The following is a 15,602-nucleotide window of genomic DNA, read 5'->3' on the forward strand; positions in this document are numbered from 1 at the left end:
GCATCACCCGGTGGCCCCGGTTCCGAGCCTGAGGGGGGTGTGGCGGGGAGCACCCGGACAGCTCTGGGACGGGGCCCGGACCCGGCGTCCCGGCCGGTCAGCGCGTGGCGACGAGGACGATCAGGAGCAGCGCGCCGATGAGGGCGGGCGCGATGATCTCGTACGACCAGCGCACGCGCACACTGCCCTGCGCGCCCGGCCGCGCGGCGTTCAGCTCGGCCAGTCCCTGGAGCTCGTCGACGATCCGGTCGGCGTTGGCGCGCATCGGTTCGGAGGCGGCGGCGGAGGTGCGGGACCGCGCGGCGGGGTCGCCCGAGCTGCCCGGGTCGCGGCGGTCGATCGCGTTGCGGCGCATCTGCTGCCGGTTGGCCTTCTTCCGCTCCCGCAGCGAGACCGGCACGGACCAGAGCTGGTACTTCGACCCCTCGGCCAGCACCTCGGCCGAGTACCCGGCGCGCACCGCGTCCACGGCCGCCCAGGGCAGCTCGATGATCCGGAAGGGGTTCCGCACGCGCATCCGGTCCTCGTTGGCGAAGACGGCCGGGCGGATCGTGAACGCGACGATCAGCGGTACGGCGCACAGCGCCACCGCCAGTCCGATCCACGGGGTGTTGCCGGAGCCCCGCAGTACGGCGTCGCCGCAGAGCCAGGCGGTGAGCGCGAGCAGCAGTACCCCCGAGACGACGCCCATGGAGGATCGGTAGACCCGGTCTGCGTACACCGGTTCGTCGGTCGGCTGCTGGCTGCTCATGGGGTCGATTCTGCCCCACTGCGCCGCCTGGGTGTATCAGCCCACGAGATCGGCGTACAGGATGATGTTGTCGGGCCGGTGGCCGTCGGCGAGCTCGCCGCCGCAGGTGATGACGCGCAGCTCAGGGCGGGCTGTGTCGCCGTACACCTTGGCGGTCGGGAACTCCTTCTTCCCGACCTGCTCCAGCTCCCGGACGCGGAAGACGGCGGTGGTGCCGTCCGCCCGGTCGACGGTGATCTCCTCGCCGGTGCGCACGTGCGAGACGTCCTTGAGCACGGCCGGGCCGCGCGCGGTGTCGAAGTGGCCGATCAGCACGGCGGGACCGGTCTGGCCGGGCGTGACGCCCTTGGTGTACCAGCCGATCCTGTCGGCGTCGGCCGCGGAGGGCACCTCGACGGTGCCGTCGGCGGCCAGCCCCAGCCCCAGCACCGGGGAGGCGTCCACCCCGGCCGAGGGGATCCGTACGCGTACGGGCTCCGAGGCGGGCATCGGGCCGGCGGCCGGGGCCTCGGCCGGGGCGGCGGAGGCCGGGGTGATGTGCGGGGCGGCCGGCGCCGGGTCCGCGGCGGGGGCGCCGCCGCAGCCGGTCAGGGCGGCGAGGGCGAGCGGGGCGAGCAGGGCGGTGGCGCGGAGGGCGGCGCGGGACATGCGGGGCTCCTGAACGGGGACCGGCGGGCCACCACGAGGGTGGCCCGCCTGGAGGTCGGGTGGTGCGGGGGCCGCGGGGCGGCCGTTCGTCAGCTGTGGCTGCGGCGACGGCGCAGGACGGTCGCACCGACCAGGGCGAAGACCGCGAGGAGGCCGGCGCCGGCCGCGACGGTGGTGCTGTTGTCGGTGTCCTCGGACGCGATCTCGGCGCCCGCGGCGACGGATCCCTGGGGGACGACGGTGGTCTGGCCCGTGGTCTGGGTGGAGACGTTCGTGGCGGTCACCGGCTTCGCGGTGGAGGGCTCGGGCTTCGGGGCCGGGGTCTCCTGCGTGACCTGGTAATCGAGGGTGCAGCCCTTGGGGAGGGCGGGGAAGTTCGCGAAGCCGGAGGGGACGTCCAGGCCGCCCTGGGTCTTCCACTCGAAGACGGGCTTGGCGCCGCTGGGGTTGTTGATGCGGGAGAAGTACTCCGGCGAGCCCTGGGGGTTGGTGCGGGTGAGGGTCTGGGTCCAGGTGTCGGCGGGGTCGCTGCCGTGCATGACGACCTTGGGGCCCTTGGGGGACATGGTCAGGTCGGCCAGCAGGCCGGCGCCGAGGGCGACCTGCTTCACCTTGGAGACGCAGTCGGCCGGGCCCGTCGTCGCCTGCGGCAGCGGGTAGGACTTGGTCGTGCCGCCCTTGGCCACCGCGAGGGACGGGTGCGGGGAGTCCTTCCCGGCGAGCTCCAGCTCCAGGCCGTTCACCGAGGCCTTGGGGTGCGTGGCGTCCAGCGTGGCGAGCAGGCGGCCCATGTAGTCGTCACCCGGCTTCCAGTCGTCGGAAACGGCGCGGACCCAGACCTCGGGGCCCTCGGACTCGTGGCGCAGCACCGCGACGACGCCCGTGCCGATCAGGACAGGGGTGCCGGTGTAGCGGGCGGGGACGGTTCCGGCGACGGCCGCCGCGGCCGGCGCGGTGGTCGTGGCGGCGTACGCCGTGCCCGCGATCGGGGCGAGGAGGGCACCGGCGAGGACGGCGGTGGAGATGGAGGCACGGAGGGCGGTACGCATAACGACTCCTTGAAGCGTGGTCTCGGGAAGGTGGAGGAGAGTCGCATGCCGCGGTTTTCTCTGTCGGTGAGAGCCGGGTGAGTGTCTGGCGGGCTGCTGAGAACAAAGTTACGGATCGTGTGCGCGCGGAAGATCTTGCTCCTGTCATGGACCCGTAACGGAGAGTGGAGGTGTCGATTCCATAGCGGATCCGGGGGCGGGGGTGACAGGTCGCTACGCGCGTAGATATGCTCATCTGGTGACCATGCCCACCACCCTCACCGCATTCGCTGACGTGACGACGTCCGACAGTGCGCTGCGCCGCTTCCTGCACGGGCTGCCCGGCGTCGACGCTGTCGGCCTGGAGGCCCGCGCGGCCTCCCTCGGCACCCGTTCGATCAAGACGACGGCCAAGGCGTACGCCATCGACCTGGCCATCTCGATGATCGACCTGACGACGCTGGAAGGCGCGGACACCCCGGGCAAGGTCCGGGCGCTCTCCGCCAAGGCCGTCAATCCCGATCCGACCGACCGTACGACCCCGATGACGGCCGCCGTCTGTGTCTACCCCGACATGGTGGCCACGGCGAAGGCCGCGCTGAACGGCGCCGACGTCAAGATCGCCTCCGTCGCGACCGCCTTCCCGGCCGGCCGCGCCGCCCTGCCCGTCAAGCTCGCGGACACCCGTGACGCCGTCGCCGCCGGCGCCGACGAGATCGACATGGTCATCGACCGTGGCGCCTTCCTCGCCGGCCGCTACCTGGAGACGTACGAGCTGATCAAGGCCATCAAGGAGGCCTGCGTCCGCGAGGACGGCAGCGCCGCGCGCCTGAAGGTCATCTTCGAGACCGGTGAGCTGTCGACCTACGACAACATCCGCCGCGCCTCCTGGATCGGCATGCTGGCGGGCGCCGACTTCATCAAGACGTCGACCGGCAAGGTCGGGGTCAACGCCACTCCGGCGAACACCCTGCTCATGCTCGAGGCCGTACGCGACTTCCGCGCGCAGACTGGAATCCAGATCGGCGTGAAGCCGGCCGGCGGCATCCGCACCACCAAGGACGCGATCAAGTTCCTGGTCCTGGTCAACGAGACCGTGGGCGAGGACTGGCTGAGCAACCACTGGTTCCGCTTCGGCGCCTCCAGCCTGCTCAACGACCTGTTGATGCAGCGCCAGAAGCTGAGCACCGGCCGTTACTCCGGTCCCGACTACGTGACGGTGGACTGATCACCATGGCATCTGTATTCGAGTACGCACCGGCTCCCGAGTCCCGCTCGGTCGTCGACATCGCCCCCTCCTACGGGCTCTTCATCGACGGTGAGTTCACCGACGCCGCTGACGGCAAGGTCTTCAAGACCGTCTCGCCGAGCAGCGAGGAGGTCCTCGCCGAGGTCGCCCAGGCGGGCGCCGCCGACGTGGACCGCGCCGTCAAGGCCGCCCGCAAGGCCTTCGCCTCCTGGTCCGCGCTGCCGGGCTCCGAGCGCGCCAAGTACCTCTTCCGCATCGCCCGGATCATCCAGGAGCGCAGCCGCGAGCTCGCCGTCCTGGAGACCCTGGACAACGGCAAGCCGATCAAGGAGACCCGCGACGCGGACCTCCCCCTGGTCGCCGCGCACTTCTTCTACTACGCGGGCTGGGCCGACAAGCTCGACCACGCGGGCTACGGCCCGAACCCGCGCCCGCTCGGCGTGGCCGGCCAGGTCATCCCGTGGAACTTCCCGCTGCTGATGCTGGCCTGGAAGATCGCCCCGGCGCTCGCCACCGGCAACACCGTCGTGCTGAAGCCCGCCGAGACGACCCCCCTCTCCGCGCTGTTCTTCGCGGACATCTGCCGCCAGGCGGGCCTGCCCAAGGGTGTCGTCAACATCCTCACCGGCTACGGCGACGCGGGCGCGGCCCTCGTCGAGCACCCGGACGTCAACAAGGTCGCCTTCACCGGCTCGACCGCCGTGGGCAAGAAGATCGCCCGCCACGTCGCCGGCACCGACAAGAAGGTCACCCTGGAGCTGGGCGGCAAGGGCGCCAACATCGTCTTCGACGACGCCCCCATCGACCAGGCCGTCGAGGGCATCGTCAACGGCATCTTCTTCAACCAGGGCCAGGTCTGCTGCGCGGGCTCCCGCCTGCTGGTCCAGGAGTCGATCCACGACGAGCTGCTGGACTCGCTCAAGCGCCGCCTCTCCACGCTGCGCCTGGGCGACCCGCTCGACAAGAACACCGACATCGGCGCGATCAACTCCGCCGAGCAGCTCGCCCGGATCACCGCGCTCGCGGAGACCGGCGAGGCCGAGGGCGCCGAGCGCTGGTCCCCGGCGTGCGAGCTTCCGTCCTCCGGCTACTGGTTCGCCCCGACGCTCTTCACGAACGTCACCCAGGCGCACACCGTCGCCCGTGACGAGATCTTCGGCCCGGTGCTGTCCGTGCTGACCTTCCGTACGCCCGACGAGGCCGTCGCCAAGGCCAACAACAGCCAGTACGGCCTGTCCGCCGGCATCTGGACGGAGAAGGGCTCGCGCATCCTCGCGGTCGCGAACCAGCTGCGCGCCGGCGTCGTCTGGGCCAACACGTTCAACAAGTTCGACCCGACCTCGCCCTTCGGCGGCTACAAGGAGTCGGGCTTCGGCCGCGAGGGCGGCCGCCACGGCCTGGAGGGCTACCTCGATGTCTGATCAGTCAGCGGCGTCCCGCCTGCATGTCTTCAAGACCTACAAGCTGTACGTCGGGGGCAAGTTCCCCCGCTCCGAGAGCGGCCGGGTGTACGAAGTGACGGACTCCAAGGGCAAGTGGCTGGCCAACGCCCCCCTGTCCTCCCGCAAGGACGCGCGTGACGCCGTCGTCGCGGCCCGCAAGGCCTTCGGCGGCTGGTCCGGCGCGACCGCGTACAACCGCGGGCAGATCCTCTACCGCATCGCCGAGATGCTGGAGGGCCGCCGCGAGCAGTTCGTCCGCGAGGTCGGCGAGGCCGAGGGCCTGTCGAAGTCGAAGGCCGGCGCGGTCGTCGACGCGGCCATCGACCGCTGGGTCTGGTACGCGGGCTGGACCGACAAGATCGGCCAGATCGTGGGCGGGGCCAACCCGGTCGCGGGCCCGTTCTTCAACCTCTCCACCCCGGAGCCGACCGGTGTCGTCACGGTCGTCGCCCCGCAGGAGTCGTCCTTCCTGGGCCTGGTCTCGGTGATCGCCCCGGTGATCGCGACGGGCAACACGGCGGTCGTGATCGCCTCGGAGAAGGCGCCGCTGCCGGCCCTCTCCCTGGGCGAGGTGCTCGCCACCTCCGACCTGCCCGGCGGCGTGGTCAACATCCTGTCCGGCAAGGCCGGCGAGATGGGCCCGCACCTGGCGTCCCACCAGGACGTCAACGCGATCGACCTGGCCGGAGCCGATGCGGCGCTGGCCAAGGAGCTGGAGATCGCGGCGGCCGACAACCTCAAGCGCGTCCTGCGTCCACAGCCTGTGGACGACTGGAGCGCCGACCCGGGCACCTCCCGTATGACGGCGTTCCTGGAGACCAAGACCGTCTGGCACCCCACCGGGTCGCTGGGCGCGGGCGGCTCGTCCTACTAGCCCTCCCGGGGCAGGCCCCGTACGAGACCGGGCCCCGGCAGCGTCCCCCGCGCTGCCGGGGCCTTCTCGTGCCCGCCACCCCGTGCCTACTTCTTCGGGAGCACCGGTCCGAGCAGCGAGGAGGCGGCGGCGGTCGGCAGCTCGCCGACGGAGGGCCCCTGGGTCAGGATTCCGGTGACCATGCCGGTCCCCACGGACGGGAAGTCGGCGACCTTCGTGGCGACGCCGTTGTCCAGCGGGTCCACGCCGGTGTGGGCGAGCGGGTTCACCTTGAGGTTCGCGATCGGGTCGGTGACCCCGGCCAGGGCCGCCGGGACGTCGAGTTCACCGGCCTGCGCGCCACCCGCGGCCATCGCCAGGGCCGCGCCGGCCATCGAGACGGTCAGTCCTGCGCTGCGGAGCCGGTTCGGAAGGGAAGGGGCTGCGTGACGTGCCATGGAGATCCCGCCTGAGGTCGTGGTCGCGTGCGCACGCAGCGTAGTCGAGGTGTGTTCCTGGACACCAACCGGTCACCGGGAGGATCCCCTACCCGGGGGAATGGTTCAGACTGGTGTCCCGTGAGCTCCCCCTCTACTTCACCGACCCGCGTCGTTCTGCTGACCGGTCCGTCGGGCTCCGGAAAATCCTCGCTGGCCGCCCGATCGGGCCTGCCCGTGCTGCGCCTCGACGACTTCTACAAGGAGGGCGTCGATCCGACCCTCCCGCTCGTCGACGGCAGTTCCGACATCGACTGGGACTCCCCGCTGTCCTGGGACGCGGACGCGGCGGTCGCCGCGATCGCCGAACTGTGCGCGGCGGGGCGGACCGACGTCCCCGTCTACGACATCGCGACGAGCTCCCGCACGGGCACCGAGAGCCTCGACATCGCCCGCACCCCGCTGTTCATCGCGGAGGGCATCTTCGCCGCCGACGTGGCCGCCCGCTGCCAGGAGCTCGGCCTCCTCGCGGACGCCATCTGCCTGCGGGGGCGCCCCTCGACGACCTTCCGCCGCCGACTGGCCCGTGACCTGCGCGAAGGCCGCAAGTCGGTGCCGTTCCTGCTGCGCAGGGGCCTGCGGCTGATGCGCGCCGAACGCGGCATCGTGGCCCGCCATGTCGCCCTGGGCGCGCACGCCTGCGCCGGCGACGAGGCGCTCGGCCGCCTGGCGGCGGCCGCGGCGGGCCGCCACCGCACGGCGACCCCGGCGTAGGGGGTTTTGCTCAGCGGCGGGACCAGCGGTCCGTCAGGGTGGTGATCGCGGCCGCGGCCCGGTCGAGGCCGCGGTCGTCGCCGCGGAGCGTCTTGTTCAGCTCGACGTGGAGGAAGCGGGACTGCCGGTCGGCGGCGGTCCTGCCCTGTTCGTTCTCCCGCCCGGCGAGCTTGCAGCGCGCGGAGTACGCCGTGCAGACCTCCAGGCCGTCGCGCCGCAGCGCGGCGGTCAGTTGTTCCGCGTCCGCCAGGGCGCTGTCGCCGGCTCCCGTGGAGACCACCGCGTCGCGCCCGCGGAACGACTCGTCGGCGAACCCGTGCAGCTGGACCCCCGGCAGGTTCCGCCGTGCCAGCTCCTCCACCACGCCGTGGAAGACGGAGTCGTCGCGGTGCGCCACGTCCGCCGCCCCGTTCTCGCCCGCGTCGCGGTGGGCGCCCGCGAGCACCAGCACCCCGCCGGGTGCGCCGCGCAGCACCCGTGCCCCCAGGAGCTCGGTGCGGGAGTCGGCGACGGGGTGGGGGACCTGCACCGACCAGCGTGCGGGCCGGTCCAGGTCGACGTAGATCCGGCCCCAGCCGCGGCTGGTGTGGCCCGATTCACTCACCCCGTCCGCCACTTCGGCGTACCGGCGTCCGCCCGTGGCGTCCGTGACGGTACGGAGGGTGAAGTCGATCTGGGCGAAGCCGGTCCGCGCCGCTTCCTCATCGCCGTCGAGCAGGTGGGCGAACGCGCGGACGAAGGCCAGTCGTTCCTGGTCCGTGGGGGCGCGGTAGCCACCGTGCTCGCCGAAGCCGGCGGTGAAGCGGGCGATCCGCTGCTCCAGGCCGATGTCGGCGGAGCGCTGGGGAGCGGGACCGGCCGGACGGGCCGGCGGCACGCGTCCCGAGCTCACCGCCCAAAGGGTCAAAACGGCACAAAGAGAAATGAAGATGCCGCACAGAGCCGCAATCGTTATTCGCCTGGTCGGTGGAGCGCTCATAGTCATACGAAAATAACGGAGTGATGACCTCCGGTTTCCGTCCCTCCGTTCCTCGTTCCGGCTCGCCCGCCACCGGGCCGCGCCGGCGGACCGGCCCACGCTGACCGGACGGACCGAAGCCCGCGCGGCACTGCCCGCGCACCGTAAGCCCAGATCATCACATTCCCTAGGCCGCACCGGCTCCAGGACAGAACGAAGAGGAGCCCGCGTTGGCCGCGTCGCGACCGAAGCGGCGGCACCGGACCCGCCGTCGGGCTGACATGTCGCTGCTGGGCGGCATCCGTCCGCCCATCGCCGCCCTGTCCGCCCTGCTGCTCGCCCTCGCCGCCCTCACCGCGTTCCAGCTCGGCCACGTGGGCCGGGAGAGCGTACCGCCGGCCGTTCTCACCTCCCAGCAGTACTTCGCGGAAGACGGCGCCATCGCCCTGCGCGCCTCCCTCGACGAGAGCATCACGGACATCGGCAGGACCGCCTCCCTGTTCGGCTCCGGCGAACCGGTCTCCCCCGACTCCGTGCTCGACAAGCTCGGCAGCGTCTACCAGAAGTGGCGCGGCACGGCCGTGATCGAGATCAAGTCGGGCCGTCTGGAGGCGCAGCGCGGCGAGAACCTCCCGCTGACCGCCCTCGACCTGACCGCGCTCGACGGGGAGTCCGGCCTCGCCCCCCGCATGGTCCGGCTGGAGAACGGCGAGACCCGCCTGCTCACCCTCGCCCTGCTGTCCTGGCCCGGCCGCCCCCAGCAGCTCCTGGTCGCCTCCAGCAGCCTGAAGGTCCCGGGCATCAGCCTGGGCCGCTCCCGCGCCATCGCCGTCCTCGACTCCTCGGGCCAGGTCCTCGGCAGCGACGGCGTCGGTGGTTCCGGGCAGGAGAAGAAGCAGCTCGCGAAGTTCGCGAAGACCGTCGCCGAGAAGGCCGCGCGGAACCCCCTCCAGGCCAAGGAGCCCGGCTCCGGCGGCTTCGCGGGCGTCAGCGGCAGCCTGCTCGGGGACTCCAAGGACGGTCGCCGCTCCGTGGCCGGCTACGCGAAGCTCACCGGCTCGCAGCCCGGTGTGGGCACCGACGCGAGCGCCCTCGGCCTCACCGTCGTCTCGTTCGTCGGCGTCGCCGAGGAACGCTCCGCCGCCGTCGACTCCTTCTTCTGGATCGCCGCGTCCGCCGCCCTGCTGGTGCTCGGCGCACTGGCCGTGGCCCTGCTCGTGACCACCGTGCAGCGTCCCCTGCTCCGGCTGTTCCTGGAGAGCCGCCGGATCGGCCGCGGCGACCTGAACCGGCCGGTCACCGTGCCGAAGTACGGCGAGGCGGCCCGCATCGGCGCCGCCCTCGACCGCCTGCGCCGGCAGCTCCTCGGCGAGCCCGGAGCGCAGACCGGTGGTCCGCGCGCGGGCCGGCGCGCCCGGATCGGGACCCGCGCCCTCCTCGGGGTGTGCGGGGTCCTGCTCCTGGTGTGGTCGGCGCCGCTCCTGCTGACGCTCAACCGCGCGGGCGCCTCCGTCGCCGTACCCAAGACGATCGTCGAGGACCAGCGCGAACGCACCGACACCCTGGCCGACCGGGTACGCCGCGCCCTCAACGAAGGACACGCCGACCTCACCTCCGTCGCCTCCGTCATCAGCGACAAGACCACCCCGGCCGAGCTGACCAAACTGCTGGAGCGCACCCGGAACCAGCACGGACGCTACGAATCCCTGTACGTCCTGAAGGCCGACGGCACCGTCCTGGCCCGCGCCGGCGCCGCGCCCCACCACCCCGCCGGCAAGGGCCCCTCGAAGCACCCCGTGACCCTGGTCGACAGCGGCAACCGGCCGGTCATCACCGAGTACGCCGAGGCGACCGGCCTGGCCGGCGCCGCCGTGGTCGGCGAGCTGCGCATCGACTTCCTCAACGCCCTGCTCAAGCGGCCCGGCCTGGGCGAGGTCCGCGTCGTCGACGCGGAGCACCGGGTCGTCGGCGGCAACAACGGCTACCGGGCCTTCACCCCACTGTCGGACGCCGACCTCGACGCCCTGGTGAGCTCCGCCAACGACAAGAGCGGCGCGAACGACAAGGGCGACGCCGGCGACAAGTCGGACAAGGGCCCGCACGCCAAGAGCGCCCTGCTCCGCGACGGCGGCGTCGCCGTCGCCGCCGCGGCGCCGATGACCGGCGGCGGCGTGGCACAGCCCCTGGACTGGACCGTCGTCACCTGGCAGCCGGCCAAGGGCCTGGAGATCCCCGCGTACACCACCCAGAACCGCACCGTCCTGGCCGGACTGCTCGGCCTCACGGGCGCCGTGGCCTGCCTCGGCTGGATCCACATCATCGTGGTGCGGCCGTTGCGCGACCTCGCCCGGCGCGCGGAGGCCCTGGCCGACGGCGACCGCCGCACCGTCGTCTACCCGACCCACCACGACGAGGTCGGCGCCGTCACCCGCAGCCTCGAAGTCATCCGCCTGCAGCTGCTGGAGCAGCGCAAGCGGGACGCCGCCGGCGGCACCACCGGCCGGACGCCCGGCGGAGCCACCCCGGCCGGAAGGAACTGATCCACCGTGCTCTTCCTCTACTGCGTGCTGCTCTTCTGCTGCCTGGTCATGCTCGTCGCGGGCGTCGTCGAGCAGCGCCGGCACTACGCCAACCTCGCGCACATACCCAACCGGGTACTGGTCAACGGCATCCGCGGCAAGAGCTCCATCACCCGGCTGTGCGCGGGAGCCCTGCGCGGCGGCGGGCTGCTGACGGTCGCCAAGACCACCGGCACCGCGGCCCGCTTCATCCACCCGGACGCCACCGAGGAGCCCGTCTACCGGAAGTTCGGCATCGCCAACGTCGTCGAACAGATCGGCATCGTCCGGCGCGCCGCGGCCTACCGGCCGCACGCACTGGTCATGGAGTGCATGGCGGTCATGCCCGCACTCCAGGAGATCAACCAGTCGAAGCTGATCCAGTCGACCATCGGCGTCCTGTGCAACGTCCGCGAGGACCACGTCGCCGAGATGGGCCCCACCCTCGACGACATCGCGCGCTCCCTGTCGCGCTCGATGCCGCACGGCGGCATCTGCGTCACCGCCGAGAAGGAGCGCTTCCACGTCCTCCAGGAGGAGGCCGACGCACGGAACTGCACGCTCGTCTACGCCGACCCCGACACGGTCAGCGACGACGAGCTGCGCGGCTTCAGCTGGTTCACCTTCAAGGAGAACGTCGCCATCGCGCTCACCGTCGCCGAGCTCCTCGGCGTCGACCGCGAGACCGCCCTCCAGGGGATGTACGACGCCCCGCCGGACCCCGGCGTGCTCTCCGTCGAGCGGTACGTGGCCCCCGGCGGCAAGCGGGTGCGCTTCGCCAACGTCTTCGCCGCGAACGACCCCGAGTCGACGCTGATGAACATCAACCAGCTCCTCGACCTCGGCGCCGTCGACCGCCCCCTCAACGTCGTGATCAACTGCCGCCCGGACCGCGTCGAGCGCAACGGCCAGATGGGCGCGATCGTCCCGGACCTGATGCCCGACAAGGTCTTCGTGATCGGGCACCCGGCCAAGAGCGCCATCGACGCGATCCCGGCCGAGTGGCGCGGGCGCGCCGTCGACCTCGGCGGCGACCAGCGCGACGGCGAGGAGTTCATGCACGAACTCCTCGGCCACCTGGGCGAGAGCTCCTCGCTGGTCGCCATCGGCAACATCCACGGCCAGGGCGAGATCCTCCTGGAACACCTGGCGGAACTCCCCGGCTTCGAGGACGAGCCCGACCGGGAGGAGCCCCCCGCGGCGGCCCCGGACGGCGAGCCCCCCGTGCCCCGGCGGGCCGCCCCCGTACAGCCTCTGTACGTTCCGCACCTCGACCCGTACGCCGACCTCAGCGACGCCCAGGAAGCCCGGTTCACGCAGGCCCCCGTGCCGCGGCAGTACGTCCACCCGCCGCAGCAGCCCCCTCGGCCCGCCCCCCAGGGCCGGCCGCCGTACGAGGAGCAGGGCCCGTACCCGCGGCAGCCGGACGGGCAGTGGCACCAGGGCCCCTACCCGCAGCAGCAGTACGGGGAGCCCTGGCCGCCCCACCCGTACGAGCCCCACCCGAACCAGCAGTGGCAGAGCCCAGGAGACCCCCGTTGATCCCCGCAGTCCTCACCCCCGAGATCGCCGCGATCGGCATCGCGCTGGGCCTGCTGTTCTCCCTGCTCTGCTACCTGACGACGAACCTCTCGCCCGGCGGCATGATCACCCCCGGCTGGCTCGCACTCACCCTCATCGAGGACCTCCAGCGCGCCGCGCTCGTCGTCGGCATCACCGCCCTGACGTACGCGCTCACCCTCGTCACCCAGAAGTTCGTCATCCTCTACGGCAAGCGCCTGTTCGCGGCCGTCGTCCTCATCGGAGTGCTCCTCCAGGCCACGGTGGTGATCGTGCTCCAGATGAAGTTCCCCCTGCTGTACGCGAACCAGACCCTCGGCTTCATCGTCCCCGGACTGATCGCCTACCAGCTCGTCCGCCAGCCCAAGGGCGCCACGCTGCTCGCCACCGGCTCCGCGACCCTCATGACGTACGTCGTCCTGACCTCGGGCATCCTGCTCGGTTTCATGCCGCACGCCTGACCGACGCCAGCCCGATCACCCGCACCGCCCGGAGCGCACCGATGACCGCCAAGCCCGCCCGCCGCACCCACCCCGTCCTGCACGCCGCCGTCGTGGGGATCCTGCTGGCCGGCAGCGCGTACTTCACCTACGAGCTGCGCAAGGAGGAGCAGGCCAAGGCCCCCGCCGTGCTGCGCGTCACCGACCAGGCGCAGCAGGGCGGCGCCCAGCAGGGCGCCCAGAAGTGGGAGCGGCTGAAGAACCCGGAGCGCTCGGTCCTGCGGGGCGCCGACGGCGCCGTCCTCGCCACCTTCACCGACGGCGCGCGCACCGCGTCGCTCACCGGCAAGAGCCGCACCTTCACCGAACCGGCCTCCACCAAGACCCGCGTCGTCACCGACGACTGGGTCCGCCTGCTGCCGGAGAGCTGGCGCAACGGCGCGGAGCGCGAGCAGTGGTTCCAGGACTGGTTCAAGAAGTACCAGGGGAGCGAGGAGGACGACCTCTTCGCCATCGCCTTCCAGTACGGGGACCAGGCACCGGTCAAGAAGGACGCGGCGGGCGTCCCGTACGCGGGCGACGCGGCCTTCGGGCCGCTCAACCCGAAGGGCTCCGTGGGCAACGACCTCCGCCTGGAGCAGTCGGACTTCTACGACTACCTCGGCATCCCGTACACCTTCCGCAACGGCACCACGGAACAGCCGGAGAAGGCCAAGCACCGGTCCCTGGACTGCTCCGGCTTCATCCGCACGGTCTTCGGCTACCGCGGCCGCTTCCCCCTGATGGCCTCCGACACCGGAGGCAACGGACTGGCGCGCACCGCCAACGGAATGGCCCGCGCGAAGACCGGCGTGGACATCCTGCCCCTCAAGGGCGTCGGCCCGCAGGACCGGCCGGCCTCCATCGACGTCCTGCAGCCGGGCGACCTGGTGTTCTTCAAGCTCGACGCGCGCACCGGCGACCGGCTGGACCACACCGGCATGTACCTCGGCAACGACGCCGAAGGGCACAAGATCTTCATATCGAGCCGTGAAGAGGCCAACGGCCCCACCATCGGCGACAAGGGCGGCGCCTCCCGCCTCGACGGCAACGGCTACTACGCCGCCGCCCTGCGCAGCGCCAAGCGCCTGTGACCCGTGCGTCCGCGCGGCCCGCGGGCGCACCGGACATGCGAAAAGGCGGGATCAGGCGGACCCCCGTCCGCTTGATCCCGCCTTTTCCCCCCGCGACCCCCGTCCCACCCCCGTAGGACGGGCCCCCTGGCCCGATGGCTTCTGTGTGTGCCGCGTTACGCGACGAGCTCCTCGAAGGACTCCGCCTCGTCACGGCCGAAGCTGAGCGCCTCGTCCTCCCGCAGGCGGCGCAGCGAGCGCCAGATGCTCGACTTCACCGTGCCGACGCTGATGCCGAGGATCTCCGCGATCTCCGGGTCCGTGCGGCCCTCGTAGTAGCGGAGCACCAGCATCGTGCGCTGCGGCTCCGGGATACGGGTCAGGGCCTGCCACAGCACCGCGCGCAGCTCCGTACCGCGCATCGCGTCCGTGTCGGAGGCCGTCTCCGGCAGCTCCTCCGTCGGGTACTCGTTCAGCTTCCGCCGACGCCACGCGCTGATGTGCAGGTTCGTCATCGTGCGGCGCAGGTACCCGCCGACGGCCGCCTTGTCGCTGATCCGGTCCCAGGCGCGGTAGGTGGAGAACAGTGCGCTCTGCAGCAGGTCCTCGGCCTCGTACCGGTCGCCGGTGAGGTGGAAGGCCGTCGCGTACAGGGCGGCGCGCCGCTCCTGGACGTACGCCGTGAACTCCGCCTCCGAGGTGGAGGAAGGAGTCTGCTCGGCGGCGGGAACCGCCTGGTACTGGTTTGCGTCAATGGCTACGACGTGGGCCGGCCGGGGACGGGCGACCGCCACCGTACGGACACCCGCCCGGCGGTTCACATCGTGCAGCCGCGTGACAACCGCGCTGGTCGTGGTGCTGTGCAGCGTGTTCATCTCGCGCCCCCCGTCGTGGAGTGTCTGTGCTTCGGTCCGTTGTGCGTTGATGAAAAGATTGCCCCGCCGACTTAACCGCGGTGTCCGTCGACTGTCACAGCCGTGTCACAGCGACTTCTGACAGGGCCCCGACAGGATCACGTCGCACGACGGTCGAACTCCCGACGGCCGATGGGACAGAATGAGCCCGTGCCTTTCCTGTTGCTGATCGAGGACGACGACGCCATCCGCACGGCCCTCGAACTCTCCCTGTCTCGCCAGGGCCACCGTGTGGCCACTGCGGCGACGGGCGAGGACGGCCTGAAACTGCTGCGCGAGCAGCGGCCGGATCTGATCGTGCTGGACGTGATGCTGCCAGGGATCGACGGCTTCGAGGTGTGCCGGCGGATCCGCCGCACCGACCAGCTGCCGATCATCCTGCTCACCGCGCGCAGCGATGACATCGACGTGGTCGTCGGCCTGGAGTCCGGAGCCGACGACTACGTGGTCAAGCCCGTCCAGGGCCGGGTCCTCGACGCCCGGATCCGGGCCGTACTGCGCCGCGGCGAGCGCGAGTCGAGCGATTCGGCGAGCTTCGGCTCCCTGGTCATCGACCGGGCCGCCATGACCGTGACGAAGAACGGCGAGGACCTGCAGCTCACGCCGACCGAGCTGCGCCTGCTGCTCGAACTGAGCCGCCGGCCCGGGCAGGCGCTCTCGCGCCAGCAGCTGCTGCGGCTGGTCTGGGAGCACGACTACCTCGGTGACTCGCGGCTCGTCGACGCCTGCGTGCAGCGGCTGCGCGCCAAGGTCGAGGACGTGCCCTCCTCGCCCACCCTGATCCGTACCGTCCGGGGCGTCGGATATCGCCTGGACTCCCCACAGTGATCCGGGCGTTGCTCGCGGGCCGGCGCTGGACCAGCCTGCGGCTGCGGCTC

At 71.8% G+C, this 15,602-nt stretch carries 15 protein-coding genes; 9 read left to right on the forward strand and 6 right to left on the reverse strand.

The window, feature by feature from the left end; genetic code table 11:
* Positions 1-97 precede the first annotated feature (97 nt).
* From JYK04_RS26245 to JYK04_RS26255, 3 genes are all read right to left on the reverse strand, one after another.
* The gene (locus JYK04_RS26245) at positions 98-751 is read right to left on the reverse strand and encodes a PH domain-containing protein (protein WP_189733108.1); all 654 of its coding nucleotides are present in this window, start codon (positions 749-751) and stop codon (positions 98-100) included.
* Positions 752-787: 36 nt separating this feature from the next.
* Positions 788-1,399: a class F sortase gene (locus tag JYK04_RS26250; protein WP_189733106.1), complete on the reverse strand. Its 612-nt coding sequence runs from the start codon at positions 1,397-1,399 to the stop codon at positions 788-790.
* Between the two features lie 89 nt (positions 1,400-1,488).
* Entirely contained in the window at positions 1,489-2,448 is a 960-nt protein-coding gene (locus tag JYK04_RS26255) for a hypothetical protein (RefSeq protein ID WP_189733104.1), read from the reverse strand.
* A gap of 244 nt (positions 2,449-2,692) precedes the next feature.
* On the opposite strand from JYK04_RS26255, the gene deoC reads away from it, so the two are divergent.
* The 3 genes from deoC to JYK04_RS26270 are packed head-to-tail and all read left to right on the forward strand — an operon-like array spanning position 2,693 to position 5,992.
* The gene (deoC, locus tag JYK04_RS26260; RefSeq protein ID WP_030712471.1) at positions 2,693-3,655 is read left to right on the forward strand and encodes a deoxyribose-phosphate aldolase; all 963 of its coding nucleotides are present in this window, start codon (positions 2,693-2,695) and stop codon (positions 3,653-3,655) included.
* 5 nt (positions 3,656-3,660) lie between these two features.
* Positions 3,661-5,097, forward strand: coding sequence for an aldehyde dehydrogenase family protein (locus tag JYK04_RS26265; protein WP_033219643.1), 1,437 nt, complete (start codon positions 3,661-3,663; stop codon positions 5,095-5,097).
* Positions 5,090-5,992 carry an aldehyde dehydrogenase family protein gene (locus JYK04_RS26270; protein ID WP_189733102.1) on the forward strand — a complete coding sequence of 301 codons (903 nt, stop codon included), beginning with the start codon at positions 5,090-5,092 and terminating at the stop codon, positions 5,990-5,992. Before JYK04_RS26265 ends, JYK04_RS26270 begins: the two co-directional genes overlap by 8 nt.
* A gap of 86 nt (positions 5,993-6,078) precedes the next feature.
* Here the strand turns inward: JYK04_RS26270 and JYK04_RS26275 are convergent, their stop codons facing one another.
* Positions 6,079-6,429 (reverse strand): hypothetical protein, encoded by a 351-nt coding sequence (locus tag JYK04_RS26275; RefSeq protein WP_189733100.1) that lies wholly within the window; start codon positions 6,427-6,429, stop codon positions 6,079-6,081.
* Positions 6,430-6,480: 51 nt separating this feature from the next.
* Between JYK04_RS26275 and JYK04_RS26280 the strand changes: the two genes are divergently transcribed.
* Entirely contained in the window at positions 6,481-7,182 is a 702-nt protein-coding gene (locus JYK04_RS26280; RefSeq protein WP_189733730.1) for a uridine kinase family protein, read from the forward strand.
* A 10-nt stretch (positions 7,183-7,192) separates the two neighbouring features.
* On the opposite strand, the gene JYK04_RS26285 is transcribed toward JYK04_RS26280, so the two are convergent.
* Positions 7,193-8,074, reverse strand: coding sequence for a hypothetical protein (locus JYK04_RS26285; protein WP_229874971.1), 882 nt, complete (start codon positions 8,072-8,074; stop codon positions 7,193-7,195).
* Positions 8,075-8,421: 347 nt separating this feature from the next.
* Between JYK04_RS26285 and JYK04_RS26290 the strand changes: the two genes are divergently transcribed.
* The 4 genes from JYK04_RS26290 to JYK04_RS26305 are packed head-to-tail and all read left to right on the forward strand — an operon-like array spanning position 8,422 to position 13,831.
* Positions 8,422-10,680, forward strand: coding sequence for a HAMP domain-containing protein (locus JYK04_RS26290; protein WP_189733727.1), 2,259 nt, complete (start codon positions 8,422-8,424; stop codon positions 10,678-10,680).
* Positions 10,681-10,686: 6 nt separating this feature from the next.
* Complete coding sequence (gene pgsB / locus JYK04_RS26295) at positions 10,687-12,240, forward strand: poly-gamma-glutamate synthase PgsB (RefSeq protein WP_189733096.1); 1,554 nt, start codon at positions 10,687-10,689, stop codon at positions 12,238-12,240.
* A complete protein-coding gene (locus JYK04_RS26300) occupies positions 12,237-12,719 on the forward strand; it encodes a poly-gamma-glutamate biosynthesis protein PgsC/CapC (protein ID WP_030009641.1) in 483 nt (160 codons plus the stop codon). Before pgsB ends, JYK04_RS26300 begins: the two co-directional genes overlap by 4 nt.
* Positions 12,720-12,760: 41 nt before the next feature.
* Entirely contained in the window at positions 12,761-13,831 is a 1,071-nt protein-coding gene (locus JYK04_RS26305; RefSeq protein WP_189733094.1) for an NlpC/P60 family protein, read from the forward strand.
* A gap of 155 nt (positions 13,832-13,986) precedes the next feature.
* Here the strand turns inward: JYK04_RS26305 and JYK04_RS26310 are convergent, their stop codons facing one another.
* Entirely contained in the window at positions 13,987-14,685 is a 699-nt protein-coding gene (locus tag JYK04_RS26310; RefSeq protein ID WP_053705143.1) for a SigE family RNA polymerase sigma factor, read from the reverse strand.
* A 189-nt stretch (positions 14,686-14,874) separates the two neighbouring features.
* Between JYK04_RS26310 and afsQ1 the strand changes: the two genes are divergently transcribed.
* Positions 14,875-15,552, forward strand: a complete 678-nt coding sequence (afsQ1, locus tag JYK04_RS26315) for a two-component system response regulator AfsQ1 (protein WP_063754818.1) — start codon at positions 14,875-14,877, stop codon at positions 15,550-15,552.
* Positions 15,553-15,602: the final 50 nt, after the last annotated feature.

It is taken from the genome of Streptomyces nojiriensis, assembly GCF_017639205.1.
Classification (GTDB): Bacteria; Actinomycetota; Actinomycetes; order Streptomycetales; family Streptomycetaceae; genus Streptomyces; species Streptomyces nojiriensis.